Annotated in this window: 16 protein-coding genes; 13 read left to right on the top strand and 3 right to left on the bottom strand. The window is 63.3% G+C overall.

Going from position 1 to position 18,847, the window contains the following annotated elements; genetic code table 11:
• The first annotated feature begins 9 nt into the window (after positions 1-9).
• The 4 genes from FOT55_RS15990 to pdxR all read left to right on the top strand — a co-directional run bounded on the left by FOT55_RS15990 (position 10) and on the right by pdxR (position 3,875).
• Positions 10-1,014, top strand: coding sequence for a fimbrial protein (locus FOT55_RS15990; RefSeq protein WP_004930911.1), 1,005 nt, complete (start codon positions 10-12; stop codon positions 1,012-1,014).
• Positions 1,015-1,032: 18 nt separating this feature from the next.
• Positions 1,033-1,569 carry a fimbrial protein gene (locus FOT55_RS15985; protein ID WP_025304591.1) on the top strand — a complete coding sequence of 179 codons (537 nt, stop codon included), beginning with the start codon at positions 1,033-1,035 and terminating at the stop codon, positions 1,567-1,569.
• A 109-nt stretch (positions 1,570-1,678) separates the two neighbouring features.
• On the top strand, positions 1,679-2,302 hold the full coding sequence (locus FOT55_RS15980; RefSeq protein WP_043139025.1) for a helix-turn-helix transcriptional regulator: 624 nt from the start codon (positions 1,679-1,681) through the stop codon (positions 2,300-2,302).
• Between the two features lie 79 nt (positions 2,303-2,381).
• The gene (gene pdxR, locus FOT55_RS15975) at positions 2,382-3,875 is read left to right on the top strand and encodes a MocR-like pyridoxine biosynthesis transcription factor PdxR (protein WP_147823707.1); all 1,494 of its coding nucleotides are present in this window, start codon (positions 2,382-2,384) and stop codon (positions 3,873-3,875) included.
• On the opposite strand, the gene FOT55_RS15970 is transcribed toward pdxR, so the two are convergent.
• Positions 3,872-4,786: a DMT family transporter gene (locus FOT55_RS15970; RefSeq protein WP_049205608.1), complete on the bottom strand. Its 915-nt coding sequence runs from the start codon at positions 4,784-4,786 to the stop codon at positions 3,872-3,874. The genes pdxR and FOT55_RS15970 overlap by 4 nt on opposite strands.
• Before the next feature lie 297 nt (positions 4,787-5,083).
• Between FOT55_RS15970 and FOT55_RS15965 the strand changes: the two genes are divergently transcribed.
• The 3 genes from FOT55_RS15965 to FOT55_RS15955 are packed head-to-tail and all read left to right on the top strand — an operon-like array spanning position 5,084 to position 11,456.
• On the top strand, positions 5,084-6,322 hold the full coding sequence (locus FOT55_RS15965) for an SrfA family protein (RefSeq protein WP_049205609.1): 1,239 nt from the start codon (positions 5,084-5,086) through the stop codon (positions 6,320-6,322).
• Positions 6,322-9,267, top strand: coding sequence for a virulence factor SrfB (locus FOT55_RS15960; protein WP_187181956.1), 2,946 nt, complete (start codon positions 6,322-6,324; stop codon positions 9,265-9,267). The genes FOT55_RS15965 and FOT55_RS15960 overlap by 1 nt, the downstream gene beginning before the upstream one ends.
• Positions 9,264-11,456 carry a virulence factor SrfC family protein gene (locus FOT55_RS15955; RefSeq protein WP_147823705.1) on the top strand — a complete coding sequence of 731 codons (2,193 nt, stop codon included), beginning with the start codon at positions 9,264-9,266 and terminating at the stop codon, positions 11,454-11,456. Before FOT55_RS15960 ends, FOT55_RS15955 begins: the two co-directional genes overlap by 4 nt.
• 16 nt (positions 11,457-11,472) lie before the next feature.
• Here FOT55_RS15955 and FOT55_RS15950 read toward each other — a convergent pair whose 3' ends face one another.
• On the bottom strand, positions 11,473-12,372 hold the full coding sequence (locus FOT55_RS15950) for a LysR substrate-binding domain-containing protein (protein ID WP_033645340.1): 900 nt from the start codon (positions 12,370-12,372) through the stop codon (positions 11,473-11,475).
• Positions 12,373-12,513: 141 nt separating this feature from the next.
• Between FOT55_RS15950 and FOT55_RS15945 the strand changes: the two genes are divergently transcribed.
• From FOT55_RS15945 to FOT55_RS15925, 5 genes are all read left to right on the top strand, one after another.
• Positions 12,514-13,524 (top strand): aldo/keto reductase, encoded by a 1,011-nt coding sequence (locus tag FOT55_RS15945; RefSeq protein WP_147823704.1) that lies wholly within the window; start codon positions 12,514-12,516, stop codon positions 13,522-13,524.
• Between the two features lie 53 nt (positions 13,525-13,577).
• Positions 13,578-14,375: an SDR family NAD(P)-dependent oxidoreductase gene (locus tag FOT55_RS15940; protein ID WP_147823738.1), complete on the top strand. Its 798-nt coding sequence runs from the start codon at positions 13,578-13,580 to the stop codon at positions 14,373-14,375.
• 36 nt (positions 14,376-14,411) lie between these two features.
• Positions 14,412-14,828, top strand: coding sequence for an SRPBCC family protein (locus FOT55_RS15935; RefSeq protein ID WP_142591573.1), 417 nt, complete (start codon positions 14,412-14,414; stop codon positions 14,826-14,828).
• Between the two features lie 145 nt (positions 14,829-14,973).
• Complete coding sequence (locus FOT55_RS15930; RefSeq protein ID WP_127146863.1) at positions 14,974-15,390, top strand: VOC family protein; 417 nt, start codon at positions 14,974-14,976, stop codon at positions 15,388-15,390.
• A 137-nt stretch (positions 15,391-15,527) separates the two neighbouring features.
• On the top strand, positions 15,528-15,755 hold the full coding sequence (locus tag FOT55_RS15925) for a hypothetical protein (RefSeq protein ID WP_025304603.1): 228 nt from the start codon (positions 15,528-15,530) through the stop codon (positions 15,753-15,755).
• A gap of 17 nt (positions 15,756-15,772) precedes the next feature.
• On the opposite strand, the gene FOT55_RS15920 is transcribed toward FOT55_RS15925, so the two are convergent.
• Entirely contained in the window at positions 15,773-16,972 is a 1,200-nt protein-coding gene (locus FOT55_RS15920) for a BaiN/RdsA family NAD(P)/FAD-dependent oxidoreductase (RefSeq protein WP_043139059.1), read from the bottom strand.
• A gap of 300 nt (positions 16,973-17,272) precedes the next feature.
• Between FOT55_RS15920 and pitA the strand changes: the two genes are divergently transcribed.
• Positions 17,273-18,775 (top strand): inorganic phosphate transporter PitA, encoded by a 1,503-nt coding sequence (gene pitA, locus FOT55_RS15915; protein ID WP_025304605.1) that lies wholly within the window; start codon positions 17,273-17,275, stop codon positions 18,773-18,775.
• Positions 18,776-18,847: the final 72 nt, after the last annotated feature.

Here is an 18,847-nt window from a genome sequence, read left to right as displayed (position 1 = left end):
GAGAACGCGATGAAAACACAACTGACCAAACTCTGCCTGCCGCTGGCGATCGCACTGGCGGCCCCCGCCGCCTGGGCCAACGGCTACGTCACGCCGGACGGCGGCCCCAAACAGTTCTATATCGATCTGAATGAAAGCAACATCACCAACCAGGTGGGGTTCACCAAACTGTTTCCCTATGATCTGGGCGGCACCTATACCGGCAAGGTGTATTGCGATACCCCTATTCCCACCAGCCCACACTTTTACAAGTCGGATTCGGCGTTGCCCCCCTCCGACTACGGCAACGGCTATTTAAAACTGAATGACTTTTTGGATTTAAAAGCCGAGGTGTGGATCGCCGGCAACAAGAACGCCTACGTCACCGTGCCTTTTTACAACGAATCGAATTTGCTGAGCCAACACCGTTGCCAGCCGCCGTACTTACAGGTCAACAACTACGGCAGCGGTTCCAAAGGCAAGATCACCTTCCGGGTGCGCAAAAAAATCATTAACGGCGTCGAGATTAACGATCGGCAGATCATCGAGATGTACGGCCGCCTCGGCTCGACCGACGGCGGTTTCGGCCCCAATCCGATGGCGCAGGTGTTTATCCAGTCCGCGATCCTCTATGTACCGGATAAATGCGTGGTGAACGAAGGCCAGCTGATCAACGTCGAGTTCGGCGAGATCGGCGGCAGCGATCTCAACGGTTCGAATTATCCGCAGAGCATTCCGGTGCGCTTCCAGTGCGAGGGCGGCAGCTTCGAGGACGGCACGCTGAACATCAAGCTGGCGGTGTCGGGCACGGCGGCTTCCTTCAGCAACGAGGTGTTCAAAACCGACAAGAACGATCTCGGCATCCGGCTGACGCACAACGGCCAGTTGGTTATCCCGAATGAGTTTTACCCGGTGCCGAACATCGGCAACGGCGGCTCCTGGAACCTGGTGGCGGCGCCGTTCGCCAACGGCGGCGCAGAGATCGGCGAAGGGGAATTCAACGCATCGGCCACCATCGTGGCGGCATTCCAGTAACCGAGGGAGGAACGGAAAATGCGTCTACGCGCTTTAGCGCTGCTGAGCTGCGCGCCCTGGTGGGTTGCCATACCGGCGGCGGCGAACACCGAGCTTATCGGCGCGCCGGTGCAGTTCCACGGCACAGTGGTGAGCCGCCCGTGCAATATCGAACCGCAGTCCGCCGATCAACTGGTGGAGATGGGCACGGTGATCGTCAAAACCCTGTACCGCTACGGCCACACCACGCCGGTGCCGTTCAGCATCAAGCTGACCGACTGCAAGACCACGGTGTTCAAATCCGTCAGCGTGACCTTCAGCGGCACCGAAGACGGAGAGCTGCCGGGCAAGCTGGCGATCAACAACGGCGCGAACGGCGCCGCCATCGCCCTGTTCGATCATCAGGGAGCGGACATCGACCTGAATAAGGCCACCAGTGCCGTCGCGCTGCAAAACGGCCCCAACAGCCTGAACTTCACCGCCTATGTGCAGGGGCAGCCGAGCGCGATCCAGAACCAAAGCATTACCGAAGGCGAATTCACGTCCGTCGCCAATTTTGTGCTGGCGTACCAATAAGCCCGCACCACCCCAGGGAAATCAGGAAAACGACCGGCGCGCGAACGCCGGCAATGGGCCGTCACCGTTCGCTCCGGCGCGGTGCCACGGCCCTTTTAAGGAGCCACCCATGCCAGATATTCGCTTCACGCTGTTCGACAGCGATAACTTCTACCAGCAGGGGCTGCGTCTGCTGCTGCAGGACTATCTGCACTCCCTGAACGAATGCCAGCGTCTGTACCCGCAGTTCTCGCCGCTGGCGCTGCAGGCGTTGGATAACATCGAAATCGTGTTTCGCACGCCGGAAGAGCGCTGGGGTTGCGCCTGCTGCTACCAGAGCGCCTACGGCATCCCGCGCCAGCGGCAGCTGACCCTGCTGATCCTCGACGACACGACCCAGCAACAGGTGAAAAACCTACCGCCGCTGTTCAGCATCCATCGGCGCGATTCGGCCTATGCCATCCGTCTCAAGCTGCAGATGGCGCTGGAAAAGTTCATCCAGCATCCGTGGGTGGCGCTGCACGCCGCCGGCCTGTGGAAATGCCAGGCCTGCCGCATCGCCGCGCTCAGCCACTGCGAAAAAAAGGTGCTGGGTTTGATGAGCAGCGGCATGTCCGCCTGCAGCATCGCCGGCCTGCTGCAGCGCAGCCAGAAAACCATCAGCGCCCATAAGCGTTCGGCGATGCGCAAGCTTAACGTGCGTAAAAACAGCGAGTTGAATAAGGTGCTGCTGAATCAGCGGGGGCTAAGCTGAGCGACAACAGGCTCGCGAGTGATATCAGAGTGGTTTACTCTGAATATTCATTTTTGTACTGCAAAGCGAGCCGGAATACATGCCCAGAACAGCCCAAGTCGTTGACGTCCCCGCCCTCGGCGAGCTCGATCGCCAGGCGGGGCAGCTTAGCCACCAGCTGGCGCAGGCCCTGCGCCAGGCCATCCATCGGGGCGATCTGAAAGCGGGCGATCTGCTGCCTTCGACACGCCGGCTGTCGGCGGCGCTGAATCTGGCGCGCGGCACGGTAATGGAGGCCTTTGCTCAGCTGACGGCGGAAGGTTTTCTCGAACCGCAGCCCGGTTCCGGCACCCGGGTTGCCCACTATCAGGCGCCGCGCCGCACGCCGCACGCCAACGCGCAGGCGAGTTCGGCGGTAGCGGTTCCGCTTTCTTCACAGGCGCAGCATCTGGCGCGCTTCGCCGCCCAGGCGCGGGCGCTGCCGCCGGTGCCGTTCACCGTCTCGGTGCCGATCGGCGATACCGCGCCCGACGATGTCTGGCGGCGGCTCGGCAACCGCATCCGGGCGCGCGGCCCCGGCGCCCCGTCGGGCTACGGCGATCCTCTGGGCGCGTTGCCGCTGCGCGAAGCCATCTGCGACTATGTGCGCCGTTCCCGCTCGGTCAACTGCACGCCGCAACAAATCCTCATCACCGCCGGCACGCAACAAGGGCTCTATTTGGCCGCGCAGATCCTGCTGGACGCCGGCGACAGCGCCTGGGTCGAGGACCCCGCCTACGCCGGCATCACCGCCCTTTTTAACAGCCTGTTTCGCGATCGGCACATGATCAGGGTACCCGTCGCTAACGACGGCATCGACGTCGCCGCCGGCGTGCGCCTGGCCGCCGACGCCCGAGCCGCCTTTGTCACGCCGTCGCATCAATACCCGCTGGGCATGCCGATGAGCATGGCGAAAAGAAGCGCCCTGCTGGCCTGGGCCAAAGAGCGGCAGGCCTGGATCGTGGAAGACGATTACGACAGCGAGATGCGCTACGCCGGCCACCCGTTCCCCTCGCTACAAGGGTTGGCGCCCGAGCGGACGCTTTATCTCGGCACCTTCAGCAAGGTGCTGTTCCCTTCGCTGCGGCTGGGTTACGCCATCGTGCCGCCGCCGCTGGTCGACGCCTTTTGCGGCGCCCGGATCCTGATGGATCGTCACCCGCCCAGCGCGGATCAACACGTACTGGCCGCCTTTATCGCCGAAGGGTATCTCGACCGGCATATCCGCAAAATGCGCGGCGTCTACGCTGAGAAACGCCGGGTGCTGATCGAGGCGATCAACACGCATATCCCCGCCGATTTGGCGGTAGTGCAGCCCTGCGATCAGGGCATGCACATGGTGCTGTGGCTGAGGAAAGATCTCGATGACGTGCGGGTCGCCCAGTGCGCCAACGAAGCCGGGTTGGCGCTGCGGGCGGTGTCGCCGATGTATGCGCCCGGCCACGGTGAGCCGGGTCTGGTGCTGGGATTGGGCGGTTACCATGATCGCCAGGTACAGCAGGCGGTGAAACGGCTCGGCGAAGTGATCCTGGCCTGCGCCGGCAGCGGCGCCTAGCGGGAAAAACGCTTGGCGCCGAACACGCAAACCACCACGCCGGCCATCACGGCGATCATCATCGGCTGAACGGTTTCCTGCAGCAGCCAGGCCGCCAGCATCAGGCCGAAGAACGGCTGCAGCAGCTGCAGCTGCCCGACGGCGGCGATGCCGCCCTGCGCCAGGCCGCGATACCAGAAGATAAACCCAATCCACATGCTGAACACCGAGACGTACACCAGCGACAGCCAGGCGGCACCGCTGACGGCAGGCCAAGTGGCCGGCGCCGCCCACCACGCCGCCACCAGCGTCAACGGCAAGGCGACCACCAGCGCCCAGGAGATCACCTGCCAGCCACCGATCCGGCGCGACAGCACCGCCCCTTCGGCATAACCCAGACCGCACAGCAGCACCGCGCCGATCATCAGCGCATCCCCCTGCCAGGCACCGCCGCTTTCCTGGCTCAGCGCGAACGCCCCCACCAGCGCGGCCCCGATACCGGAAAAGGCCCAAAAAGCGGGCTTGGGCCGCTCTCCGCCGCGCAAGACGCCAAAACCGGCGGTCGCCAGCGGCAGCAGGCCGATATACACCAGCGAATGCGCCGAGGTGGTGTGCTGCAGCGCCAGCGCCGTCAGCAGCGGGAAGCCGATGACCACGCCGAGCGCCACAAACAGCAGCGGCGGCAAATCGGCCCGCGTCGGCCGCGCCTGGCGGGTGATCAGCAACGCGCACAGGGCCAGCAAGGCGGCGATCGCCGCCCTGACTGCCGTCAGAAACAGCGGATCGAGCTCCAGCACCGCCACCCGCGTGGCGGGCAGCGAGCCGCTGAAGATAATCATGCCGAGGAAGCCGTTCATCCAGCCCTGAGCGGAATGCCCGACAACGGGATGAGCGGGGGTAACAACGAGAGTTTTTTCAGACTGACTGTCCATGATGCGAACGCTCCGCACGCCTGAGGCATACCGAAATCGGCAACCCGCGAGGCGAGGTCATAGTGAAAGAGAACAGCATTCCCCGGCGTCGCTTGCCGGGGTTGCGTTCTATTTTTCAGATAAAGCGGCTCACGGACAGGTCCAGATAGCGAGATTTTCACTGTGCCGGTTGCCAAAGCGCATCGCTAACGCCGAAGAAGGGCGTTTTTCGGGCTGTCCTTGGCCGTTTGGCGCCGCCGCCTGCGGGGTATCATGGACTTTTATGCGTTTTTGCAGAACAGGACAAGGTGCGGTGCCGTGGTGAAACCCTTCTTACGCAGTGGCAGTTTGGATGATGTGCTCGCTTTAGGCGAGAACGGGCAACCGATCTACGCCTGCGCGCAGCAGCTGCGGGAAACCCTGCGTCTTCGCCGGCAGCCACAGGCCGCCGACTGTCTGGCGATCCCCCAGCCGAACGAAAGCGGCACCCGCATCGACTGGTATGCGCCCTTTCCAGGCAAGGTGACCTCCTGGCTGGCGGCAAGCGACGCCCAGCGCGCGCAGGCGGTGCGCCACCTGGAACACTGTCTGGCGACCTTCCGCAGCCTGACGGAACAGACCCGGGCGACCGATCATCCCAGCCACCGCCTGTTCGGCGCGCTGCTGGCCAAAGCGATGCATATTCCCGATCCCAACCACGTCTACCTGGTAGACGACCGACCGGTGCTGACCTTTTGGGGCTTTATCAAACCGCAGGCGCAGAGCCCGGACGATCCGTTAGCCTGCCTGCGCCCGCTCGAATCGGAAGTGGAAAAACCGGCGCCGATCGCCGCCGCACCACGCAAGCCAGCCGTTGTTGAACCGGCAAAACCAACACCGGCCGCCGAGCCTGAACCGGTGCTCGCTCCGGCGGCCCCCGTCGAATCCCCTGCCGTCGTGCGCCCGCGTCGGCGCCACGCGCTATGGCTGTTACCGGTACTGCTGTTAGGCAGTGCGGCGCTGGCCGCCTGGCTGCACCGCTCACCGCCGCCGCAACCGGCGATGCCGGCTGAGGTGCACCCTCCGGCACCACCGGAAAAAACCGCCGCGCCATTGCCTAAGCTGCGCTTGCCGCTGGCGCACGCCACGCTGATGCCGCCGCCCCCGGCGCCGACCATCCCGCAACCGCTGGACAAAAATGCGCTGGTGCTGCCACCCGAGGCAGTGAAGGCTGGCTCCACCCGTTTCCTTAACGGCAAATGGCGCGCCACGGTGGCGCTGAAAGATCCGATCACCGGCAAGCGCCCCAGCCTGCAATACCGCCTGAACGCGGGCAAAGGCAACGCCATCATCGCCTACGGCGACGGCGTCACCTGTCGAGTCGCGGTCGAAGCCGGCCTGATGCAGTCCGGCAATCTGGTGATCAACAGCCGCACCAAGGCGCGCTGCAGCGACGGCAGCCGCTATCAGATCCCGGAAATCGTCTGCCGCCAGGGCGAGACCGGCGCGGCGGAGTGCACCGGCCGCTACGATGCGGACACCACCTATCCCATGACGTTCAAGCGCGAGAGTAAATGATGCTGGCCCCCCTTACTGACTACAAACACGGCGTTACGCTGATTCAGGACAGCGGCATTCAGTTTCTGGACTTTGCCCTGACGCCGCGGCTGGACGCCGAGTTTCCCGGCAAATTCGTGCGCAAGACCGCCAGCGGCCCGCTGCTGCGCCTGCAATGGGAGGCCGAGAGCGGCAAATACCAGTTGCCGGCCGTGGGCGACCAGGCCGCCGAAGTGGTGCGGCCGGAGTTCAGCTATCCGCTGCAGCAGTCGCTGCACCTGCTGGATAAGCTCTGGCTGCCGTTGCCGTTCCTGCGCTACACCACCTCGGGAATGTTTTTATCGGGCCCGGATAACTGGGCACGTCTGCAGGTGGTGCAGTTGGATGAGCCGGATCAGGACGGTAACCTGCTGCGCGTGGTGCTGGCCTTCGACACCCGCGCCGCCGCGCCCGGTCAGGAAGCATTGGCGCCGGGCGAAAGCGATCTCGGCACCGGGCTGAACTTCACGCTGGCGCACCGCAACCACGAGCTGGGCGAGTTCCTCGATCTGACCTGGGTGGACGGCTGGCTGCGCGAGGCGTTCAGCCAGCGCGCCGCCGAGCGGGAACAGCGCGCCGAAGCGGAGATCAACGCCGGGCTGAAAACCTTCGAGTATCAGGCGCACTACCTCAACCTGTTGCACATGCTCGGCCATCAGCTGACGGTGCCGCAGATAAAAATGGTGGCGGCGACGCTGCAACAACCGGCGATCGACGTCGATCTGGTGCTGGACGTCGGCAATTCTCACACCTGCGGCGTGCTGGTCGAGGACCATCCGGAAGAGAGCAACGGCCTGAAGCAAACCTATGAGCTGCAGCTGCGCTCGCTGTCCGAACCGCATCAGGTCTACAACGAACTGTTCGAGAGCCGGGTGGAGTTTTCTCGGGCCGCGTTCGGCAAGCCGCATCTGTCCTTCCAGAGCGGACGCGACGATGCCTTCCAATGGCCGTCCATCACCCGCGTCGGCCGTGAAGCCGCGCAATTGGCGCAGCGACGCGAAGGGCATGAAGGCACCACCGGCATCTCCAGCCCACGGCGTTATCTGTGGGACGAAGAGCGCTATGCGCCCGGCTGGCGCTTCAACGAGCGGCACGAGCCGATGGCCGCCGCCGCGCCGTTGACCACCCTGATCAACGATGAGGGCGTGCCGCTGTCCGCCCTGCCGACGGCCGAACGGCTGCCGGTGTTCGCCGCCCATTACAGCCGCAGCGCGGTGATGAGCCTGATGTTGAGCGAGCTGTTGGCGCAGGCGCTGATGCAGATCAACAGCATCGCCCAACGCAGCCGCATGCCGAACGCCGCCGCCCCGCGCCGTTTACGCGCCATCATCCTGACGCTGCCTTCGGCGATGCCGAAGCCGGAGCGCGAGATCTTCCGCCGCCGCATGCAGGAAGCGATTGGGCTGGTATGGAAAGCCCTCGGTTGGCACCCGCAGGATGTGCCATTTGACGGCACGCACACCCGCTTCCCGGCACCGCAGGTGCAGATCGAGTGGGATGAAGCGACCTGCGGCCAAATGGTCTATCTGTACAACGAAACCCAGGTGAACTTCGCCGGCCGCACCGACGCCTTCTTCGCCGCCATGGCGCGGCCCGATCGGCCGCTGGCGCCGGGTGAACAGGCCGGGAAAACGCTGCGCATCGCCTCCATCGACATCGGCGGCGGCACCACCGATCTGGCGATCACGCACTACTCGCTCGACGACGGCGTGGGCAACAACATCAAAATCAACCCGCGCCTGCTGTTCCGCGAGGGCTTTAAGGTCGCCGGCGACGACATCCTGCTGGACATTATCCAGCAATTTGTTCTGCCCGCCGTGCAACAGGCGTTCGAAGCCGCCGGCGTGAACGCCGCCGCGGCGCTGATGGACAAACTGTTCGGCAACGAAGGGCGCATGGACGGGCTTTCCACCCTGCGTCAGCAGGCCGCGCTGCAGATCTTCATGCCCGCCGGACGCGCGCTGCTCGCCGCCTATGAGCAGTACGATCCGCTGGACAGCCGGGCGGAAATCGCCGCCAACCTCGGCGATCTGCTGCCGCAGCCGCCGACGCCACAGGTGCTGGCGTTTATCAACGGCGAAGTGCAGCGCGAAGCCGACAGCGACGCCTTCGATATTCTGCACACCCCGCTGGTGACCCGCCTGGCCGATCTGCACGCCGCCTTCTTGTCCGATCGCATCGGCATCGGCCGCTGCCTGCGCCTGCTGGCCGAAGTGGTGGCGCTGTATACCTGCGACGTGCTGCTGCTGACCGGCCGCCCGGCGCGCTTCCCCGGCGTGCAGGCGCTGCTGCGCCACCTGCAGCCGCTGCCCGCCAGCCGCATTCTGCCGCTCGAGGGGTATCACACCCGCAACTGGTACCCGTTCAACAAACGCGGCCGCATCGACAACCCGAAATCCACCGCTGCCGTGGGCGCCATGCTGTGCCTGCTGGCGATCGATCTGCGGCTGGAGAGCTTTTACTTCAACGTCGGCGATTTCCAGCCCTACTCCACCATTCGCTATCTGGGCATGCTGGACGGCAACAACATGCTGGCGGACGATAACGTCTATTACCGCGATATCGATCTGGATCGCGCCGATTTCGCGCTCGATCCCGCCGTCAGCTTCCAGCTGCGCGGCCCACTGCGTCTGGGCTTCCGCCAGTTGGACAACGAACGTTGGCCGGCCTCCCCGCTCTATACGCTGACCATCAATGACGCCCAGCTGGCGCGCAAGCTGGCCGGCGACGCGGTGATCGGCCTGCGTCTGGCCATCACCGCCAGCGCCGAACAGGGCGCCGAAAGCGTCAAGATCGCGCAGGCGGTGCTGGCCGACGGCAGCCCCGTCCCGGCTCACCACCTGCAACTGAAACTCAATACCCTGGCTGCCAGCGCCTCCGGTGCGACCCACTACTGGATAGACAGCGGGAGCATTTACCCACGATGAAAACGCACACCTTTGCCCCAGCGGCTCCGAATAACGCGCTCAGCGCCGGCATTGTGCAGGCGATCGACTGGGTGGACGCCACACGCCGACAATCCGCCCGCCTGGAGCGGGAAGCCGATCGCCTGACGCTGCGTCTGCGCGGTTGCCATAACCGCGCCGTCCAGTTGGAAAACACCCGGCCTGCGCAGGTCGCCATCGGTTTGTATGGCCACAACGCCGCCGCCAAGGCCCATCTGCTGGCGGCGCTGGCGCCTGGCGCCAAACGCTTCAACGCGGACCTGTCGCTCGCGGTGCGCTACTGCACGGCGGCCGAAACGGGGCCCGCCGATTATCCGATCGCCCTCGCACTGCTCAACGAAGCGCAGTGGTTGGCCATTACGATCGACGCCGCCGCGATGCGCGGCTTTCGCCCGGACTGGGACGCCCGCGCCATCGCCAGCCATTTGCAAGCGTTGGCGCGCCACCGCCAAGCCGTCGCCCTCGATGGCCTCGACGGCAACGCCGTGCTGGCGCTGTGGGACAATCAACGCCGCCACGGCGGCAAAGAGCAACCCACGCTCGACAGGCACTTCTGGCCGCAGGCCGTGGCGCTGGCGCCGCAGCTGAGCATCGACGATCGCGCGCGCCTGTTTGCACCGCTGTGGGGAGAGGAGGCGACGTTGACGGCGCGTTATCGCCAGCTGGCGCACGCGTTGCAGGCGCTCGACGGCAGCCGACAGGTTCATGCCCCGCGCCACGCGTTGGCGCTGCTGACCGCAAGCGCCGCACCGGAAAACGCCACGATCGCCGTCATGACCGAAAACGGCGATGAACGGGAGATCGCACTGAGCGATCTGGCCTGGCTGACCGCAGAAGTGACCACCCTGCTGCCGCAAACGGCGCAGGCAGGCTTGCCCGCCGACGTGGCGCTGATCGACCTGCCCGGCAGCCGCAGCTGTCCGCAGGCGGAGCCGGCGCAGCGTCTGCAGCAGGCGAAGCGCGCCCATTTACTGGCCCGTTGCGCCGACGGCCTGCACGCCAGCCTGCTGCTGGTGACCGATGCCGCCGCCACGCCGCAGGACGCCGCGCGCATCGGCCAGGCGCTCGGCGATTGGGTCAACCACACCCAGGGGGAAACCCCGGCGCTGCGCCAACGCCGCAAGCCCGGTTTAATCTGGGCAATCACGCCGTTCGACTCGCGTCAGGAAGGCAAAGCGCGGCCCGACGACGCCGTCCAGCGTCAGGTCGGCGAGCCCGGCGACAGCTGGGCCACGCTGCTGGCGCTGGATGAACAGGACTGTCGCCGCATGGTGAACTACCTGGCCGCTCAGGCGCGTCCGGCCCACAAGCAAGCGCGCCTGCTCGAACAGCGTGAGGAATTGCAGCGCGAGCTGACGGAAAGCCTGCTCGGCAACTGGCTCACCGCCGCCGATCCGCACGCGACGCAGCAACGCGCGCAACAGCTGCTGCGCGCACTGCAGGCACAGGCCGGCCGCCACGGCGAACTGCTGGAGCGGTTGCTACCCCAGCGCGATACGCTGCGCCAGCTTTATCAGCAACAGCAGCACACCGCACCGGCTCCGACGATGGCGCCTTCACCGTTCGGGCTGGATATCGATCTGTTCGGCGAGCAAGACCCTGCGGCGCCCGGCGAGCAGCCCGCATCGCCTTTTGCCGCACGGATCTTCGCAGACTGGGTCAATCATCTGCGTGCGCTGCCGGACAGCCGCCGGTTGCTGGATCTGCTCGGCGTCGAGAAACCACACCTGGAATTGCTGGTCGATGCGCTGATCGGCGCCGCCTGCCGCCTGCAGCTCGACGACGAACTGGAGCGTGCACTGTGCGCCGGGGGCCTGCCGGAACAGGGTGAAGATCGGCAGATCAGTCAGGCGCTGGCGCTACTGGGCGACTTCGTCGCCTGGCTCGGCTTCCCGCGGCGCGATGTGGCAACGCGCCCCGAAAGCCGCGTCAATCCCGGCCAGCCGATCTTTACCCCGCCGCCGCAGCCGGCGGTGGATTGGAGCGGCCAGCAGCGGCTAACCCGACTGGCGCCGACGCCGACCAAGAATACCGCGTTTTATATCTATGACTGGCTGATCGGCCTGCAAACCCTGCTGGCGGAGAATGCGGCACAGGCGCAGCCCGCGCTGGCAGACGAGCAGCGCGCCGACCTGGCGGCGATCGTGGCCGCTTTACGCGCGGTGCCGTAGTAGACGCCGCCGGCGATCAGTGGCAGGCCGGCCCGGCCGACATCACTTCGCGGAAATGGGTGACCAGCGGGCGCAGGTTGGCCTTGTGCCACACTGCCCACAGCTGCGTGGTGTATTGCATCCAGGGCAGTTCGCGCAGCACCACGCCCTGCGGCGCGTTATGCCGCAGGCTGTGCTGGATCAGCGTCATCCCCAACCCGGCGGCGACCAGCCCCAACGCAGTCAGCGGCTCGCCCGCTTCCAGCCGAATATCCGGATCGAACCCGGCCTTCACGCAGGCCGCCACGAAGTCGTCGCGCGAATGGGCATCCTCTTTGTGGATCACCGAGATCCAGGCCTGATCGGTGAGATCCGCCGGCTGCAGCGTTTCCCTGTCCGCCAGCGGATGCGTCTGCGGCAGGGCCAGCAACATGCGATCGTCCAACACCTGCGTATAGTCCAAATCCTGATCGTCGCGATCCGGCGCCGTATTGACCAGCGCCACGTCCAGGCTACGCTGCCGCAGCCCTTCCAGCTGCATGGAAGAAGGCTGGCTGTAAAGCACGATGTGCACATCCGGCCGGGACACCCGCAGCGACCGCAAGGCGTTCGACAAGACGCCGGAGTGCATCGCATTTTCGATATAGCCGATGCACAGCCCGCCGTCTTCACCCCGCCCCAGGCGGCGTCCGAGCGATTCGAGCCGGTTGGCGTGCGTCAACAGCGCGCGGGTTTCGGCCAGAAACGTCTGGCCGTCGGCGGTCAGGCGAATGCGCTGCTGATTGCGCTCAAACAGCATCAACCCGAGGCGCTCCTCAAGCTGGGAAATCTGCCGGCTCAGCGGGGACTGGGAAATGTGCAGCCGTTCGGCGGCGCGGCCGACGTGCTCCTCTTCCGCCACCGCGACAAAGTATTTCAACTGACGTAAATCGATCATGTGAGACCTCAAAGGACTTAACTTAGACAAATTATGTCCTATCAAGTCACAACTTGCCACGTTATCTTTAGCCTCGTGACGGGGCAGACAGGTATGAGCCCCCTAAGTTTCCCTGAAAAGATAACGTATTGAGGACCTGACATGAGCATCAGAAATATTTTACCCGGCAAGATCGGTTTGGGCGGCGCGCCGCTCGGCAATATGTTCCGCAACATCCCGCAAGAGGACGTGCAAGCCACCGTCAGCGGCGCCTGGGATCTGGGCATCCGCTACTTCGACACCGCACCGCTCTACGGTTCCGGCCTGTCGGAAATCCGCATGGGTGAAGTGCTGTCGCACTACCCACGCGACGAGTATGTGCTGAGCACCAAAGTGGGCCGCATCATGCTGGACGAAGAAGAAGACACCTCCGCCCGCGATCTGGGCGAGAAAGGCGGTCTGTTCGAACACGGTCTGAAGAACAAGATCGTCAACGACTATTCCGCCGACGCCACGCTGCGTTCCATTGAAGACAGCCTGAAGCGCCTCAAAACCGACCGCCTGGATATCGTCTGGATCCACGATCCGGCCCAGGATTTTTACGGCGACAACTGGATTGAGCAGTTCAACATCGCCCGCACCGGCGCTTTCCGCGCGCTGACCCGTCTGCGTGAAGAAGGGGTGATCAAGGCCTGGGGGCTCGGCGTCAACCGCGTCGAGCCTTGTGAACTGGCGCTGGGCCTGAGCGAAACGCAGCCGGACGCCTTCCTGCTGGCCGGCCGTTACAGCCTGCTGGATCATGAACGCGCCCTGCAGCGTTTGATGCCGGAAGCCCTGGCGAGCAACGTCGACATCGTCGTCGGCGGCCCTTACAACTCCGGCGTGCTGGCCGGCGGCGAGCACTACGAATACCAGAAAGCGTCCCCGGCGGTGCTGGCAAAGGTAGCGCAAATCAAAGCGATCGCCGCTCGCTTCCAGGTCGACGTCAAAGCCGCCGCGCTGCAGTTCGCGCTGGCTAACCCGGCGGTGGCCGCCGTGATCCCCGGTTCGAGCCGCCCTGGCCGCATGGCCGAAGATCTGGCTGCGCTGGACGCCGTTATCCCGGCTGAATTCTGGGCCGAAATGCACCGTCAGAAGCTGGTGACCGACAACGCGCCGTTGCCGACTCGTTAAGTTTTATGGGGCCGCATGGCCCCATTACCCCCATTAACTCGATGAGATACATGATGAAACTGGATCTTTCAGGCAAAGTCGCCGTCGTCAGCGGCTCCACCTCCGGCATCGGCCTCGGCATCGCGCGCGGGCTCGCCAAAACGGGCGCCACCGTCGTGATCGTCGGCCGTCAGAAAAGCGGGGTCGATCACGCCATCGCCGACATCAGCGCCAACGTGCCCGGCGCGCAGGTACGCGGCGTGGTCGCGGATCTCGGGACGGAACAAGGGGCTGCTACCCTGTTCTCCGCGGAACCGAAAGCCGATGTGCTGATCAATAACCTGGGAATTTTCAACGATAAAGACTTCTTTACCGTGCCCGACAGCGAGTGGATGCACTTCTATAACGTTAACGTCCTCTCGGGCGTGCGTCTGGCGCGCCACTATGCGCAGTGCATGACTGAACAGGGTTGGGGACGCATTATTTTCGTGTCGTCCGAATCCGGCGTCGCCATCCCGGCGGACATGATCAACTACGGCGTCACCAAAAGCGCCAACCTGGCGGTGTCTCACGGCCTGGCGAAACGCCTCGCCGGCACCGGTGTGACGGTCAACGCCATCCTGCCGGGGCCAACCTTTACCGAAGGCCTGCAAGAAATGCTGGCGGATGCGGCGGCCAAATCCGGGCGCAGCGCACGCGATCAGGCCGACGAGTTCGTTAAAACCGAACGCCCAAGCTCCATCATTCAGCGCGCGGCGGACGTCGATGAAGTGGCCAACCTGGCCGTTTACCTCGCCTCTCCGCTGTCTTCGGCCACCACCGGCGCGGCGCTGCGCGTTGACGGCGGCGTCGTAGATACGCTGGCAATGTAACCCTGTATCCGAACCCGATATTAAGAGAGAAAGAAAATGGCTACTACATCCGTCTCTATGGACATCCCGGCATCTGCCGACACCGTATGGCAACTGATCGGCGGCTTCGACGCCTTGCCTGACTGGCTGCCGTTCATCCCGAAAAGCGTCGTTTCTGAAGGCGGCCGCGTGCGTACCTTAACCACCGCCGACGGCGGCACCGTCATCGAGCGGCTGGAAGCGTTCGACAACCGTCAACGCAGCTACAGCTACTCCATCATGCAAGCGCCGTTCCCGGTGGTGAATTACCTGTCCACCCTGTCAGTGCACGCCACCGACGACGCCAACGTGGCGCGCGTGGAATGGTCGGGCAGCTTCACGCCGGTCAACATCAGCGACGACGAGGCCGTCGCCCTGTTCAGCGGCATCTACCAGGGCGGCCTGGATGCGCTGAGCGGCAACTTCCCTCGTTAACGCTTGAACGCTTAAGCCCCACGGTCGATGGCTGCACCCATCGGCCGTTTTTTTTTGGGGTTTGGGCGCACGAACGGGAACGCCGCGAAGCAGGATAAATCCGTCATCGCCGCTTATGCTGTAAAGGAGATGTTCATTTTAGGAGATGACCGTGCGCCCCTTCAACTTGCAACGGCTGGATCATGTGGTTCTGCGCGTGCGCGATATGCAGAACAGTCTGCGTTTTTATACCCAGATCGTCGGCTGTGATATCGCCAAACAGCGACCGGATTTGGGGCTGGTGCACCTGCGCGCCGGTGCCTCCATGATCGACCTGGTGGACGCCAACGGCGTGCTGGGGAAAAAAGGCGGCGAAGCGCCCGATCCTCATAGGCAAAATGTCGATCACGTCTGCCTGCGCATCGATCCGTTCAACGAAGAGGCGTTGTTGACCTATCTGCGATCGCAGGGGATCGGCGTTGATCCCGCCGAATCGCGCTATGGGGCGGAAGGCGACGGGCCGTCCATCTATTTCAGCGATCCGGACGGTAATCGCGTGGAATTGAAAGGGCCGGCGGGATGAGATTAACGTGCCATAGATAATGGAGCCTTATCGGCCCCATCTGTTTGAACGCCACGGGTAGGTGTTCCACGCACCAACAATAAGCTGCTAGCTTATGGTTCTATCAATGTCATTGGCTATGAGAGGCGCTGCCCCATATGAGAAAACCGATCGCCTCGGTGATTTTTGTCCTGGTATTCGCTGTCTTGCCGAACATCATTCCCTCTCGGCTGCTGCTGACACCGGACATGGCGTTGGAAATGGTTCACAAGTCTAATGAATGGGGTCTCGGCGATCCGCAAGCGCTTTCGACAACCTGCCTGCTAATGCTTTATGCCGCTGTCGCGGGGTTGTGTCTGCGTTTTATGCCAAAAAAATCGGCCTAACCCGTCACTGCTGAACGTTAACGCCCCTGCGCTGCCAGCGCCTGGGCGCAGGCCCAGGCCGAGCTCCAGGCCCACTGGAAGTTGTAACCGCCCAACCACCCGGTCACGTCCACCACTTCGCCGATAAAGTAGAGCCCCGGCGCCTTGTGGGCTTCCATCGTCTTGGAAGAAAGTTCGTTGGTGTCGACGCCGCCGAGCGTCACTTCCGCCGTGCGGTAGCCTTCGGTGCCGTTCGGCTGCACGCGCCAGTTCTGCAACAGATCCACCAGCGCCGCCTGCTGCGGCGCATTCAGCTGCTTCAGCGTCGCCTCCGGCAATTGTCCCAGGGTCTGCAAGCACTCCACCAGCCGCTTCGGCAAGTGCAGCGCCAGGGTATTTTTCAGGCTTTGGTTCGGGTGCTGCAAGCGTTGTTCATCCAGGAAGCCCGCCAGATCCAGCTCGGGAAGTAAGTTAACGCTCACATACTCACCCGGTTGCCAGTAGCTGGACAGCTGCAGCACCGCCGGGCCGGACAGGCCGCGATGGGTAAACAGAATGCTTTCACGGAAGCTGACGCCGTTCTCGGCGGTGATCACCGCCGGCACCGAGACGCCGGACAGCGTCTGTACATGCTCCAACAGCGGTTTATGCAGGGTAAACGGCACCAGCCCGGCGCGCGTCGGCAGCACCTTAAGGCCGAACTGCTCAGCCAGTTTGTAACCGAACGGCGACGCGCCCAACCCCGGCATGGATAATCCGCCGCTGGCCACCACAAGTGAGCGAGCGCTCACTTTTTCACCATTCAGCGCCAGCGCGTAGCCATTCTCGGTTTTCTCTACGTCCAGCACTTCGCTGCGCAGGCGCATCGTCACCTGGCCCAGCTCGCACTCTTTGACCAGCAGATCCACCACCTGCTGCGCCGAATCGTCGCAGAACAGCTGCCCCAGCGTTTTTTCATGGTAGGCGATGCCGTAACGGTTGATCAGATCGATGAAGTCCCACTGGGTGTAGCGCGCCAACGCCGACTTGCAGAAGTGCGGGTTGTTCGACAGATAGGCCGCCGGCTCGGCATACATATTGGTAAAGTTGCAGCGCCCACCGCCGGACATCAGGATCTTGCGGCCCGGTTTTTTGCCGTTGTCGAGCAGCAATACGCGGCAACCGAGTTGCCCCGCCTGCGCGGCGCAAAACATGCCGGCGGCGCCCGCCCCAATCACTACGACATCAAACTGTTCCACCTGAGCCTCACTTATCAAAACCACAATCGCGACAAAAGAGCGCCATATTACGCCGTTTCGCCGCCGGTCACCGCCAAATTCACGGCGGCAGATTGTAAAGCCCCGGCGGCGCCAACGCCATAGTAAGAAAATATTACAGAGGTCAGAGCAGATTAACGCGTTGATATTCCATATTTTTGTTATAGGCGCGTCATCGTTTCGTCATGTCCAAATCAAAAAAACGTCATATTTTCCTTTTCCCCGGCCCCGGTTGTCACTGATAATGCGCGGCGTTCATGTCCACAAACTGGCGTAACGCTTATGCTGCATTTGTTCGCTGGCCTGGATTTCCATACCGGCCTGATGTTAATTCTCGCATTGTTGTTCGTGTTGTTTTATGAAGCCATCAACGGTTTTCATGATACGGCCAATGCGGTCGCTACAGTTATTTATACCCGCGCCATGCGCTCGCAACTTGCGGTCGTGATGGCAGGTTTGTTCAACTTTCTTGGCGTAATGCTCGGCGGTTTGAGTGTTGCTTACGCCATCGTCCACTTGCTGCCTACCGATCTGTTGTTGAACGTCAGTTCAGCACACGGATTAGCCATGGTCTTCTCCATGCTGCTGGCGGCAATCATCTGGAACCTCGGCACCTGGTATTTCGGTTTGCCGGCCTCCAGTTCCCATACGCTGATAGGCGCAATCATCGGTGTCGGTTTAACCAACGCCCTGATGACCCACACCTCGGTCGTGGATGCGCTTAACGTCCCGAAAATGATTGGCATTTTCCTTTCTCTGCTGTTCTCGCCGCTGGTCGGCATGATGGTAGCGGGAGTGATGGTGTTCGCCTTGCGCCGCTATTGGAGTGGCACCAAGAAACGCCAGCGTATCCACATGACCCCTGCGGAACGTGAAAAGGTCGACGGCAAACGCAAGCCGCCGTTCTGGACCCGTATCGCGCTGATCCTGTCGGCGATTGGCGTCAGCTTCTCGCACGGCGCCAACGACGGCCAGAAAGGTATCGGCCTTATCATGCTGGTGCTGATCGGCGTTGCGCCGGCTGGCTTCGTGGTCAATATGAATGCAACCGGTTATGACATCACCCGTACGCGTGATGCCGTGACCCACCTGCAGCAATATTACCAGCAGCACGGCGACGCGCTGTCGCATGCGGTGTCGCTGACGCCGCTGGTGCCAAGCCCGGATGACGAAGCCGCGCCTGGCAAGCCTGCCGAGTTCCACTGCGACAGTTCGCGCGCCATGCCGGCGATCGAGCTGGCTCAGGGCATGCTGACCAACCTGCAAAGCTACGATCAGCTGACGGTTGACCAGCGCAGCCACCTGCGCCGCCTGCTGATGTGCGTGACCGACACGGCGGATAAAGTCGCCAAGCTGCCGGAAACCTCATCCGCCGACCAGCGTTTCCTGAAGAACCTGCGTCAGGATCTGCTGCAGACCGTCGAGTACGCGCCGATGTGGATCATCGTCGCCGTCGCGCTGGCGCTGTCGCTCGGCACCATGGTGGGTTGGAAACGCGTGGCCACCACCATCGGCGAGAAGATCGGCAAGAAAGGCATGACTTACGCCCAGGGCGTATCGGCCCAGATGACCGCGGCGCTGTCTATCGGCGTGGCGAGTTATACCGGCATGCCGGTCTCCACCACCCACGTCCTCTCTTCGGCGGTTGCCGGGACGATGATCGTGGACGGCGGCGGCGTGCAGAGCAAAACCGTGAAGAACATCCTGTTGGCCTGGGTACTGACCCTGCCAATCTCGATCCTGCTTTCCGGTGCGCTGTATTGGGTTGCGTTGAAGCTGATCTAAGCGATAAGCATCATGAGGAAGGCGGCCCCAGGGCCGCCTTTTTTTTGCCTGCATCAAGGGAAACAGGAAGGC

This window comes from Serratia bockelmannii (assembly GCF_008011855.1).
Lineage (GTDB): Bacteria > Pseudomonadota > Gammaproteobacteria > Enterobacterales > Enterobacteriaceae > Serratia > Serratia bockelmannii.
Note: the sequence above shows the minus strand (reverse complement) of the source record. Positions and strands in the feature narration are given on the sequence as shown.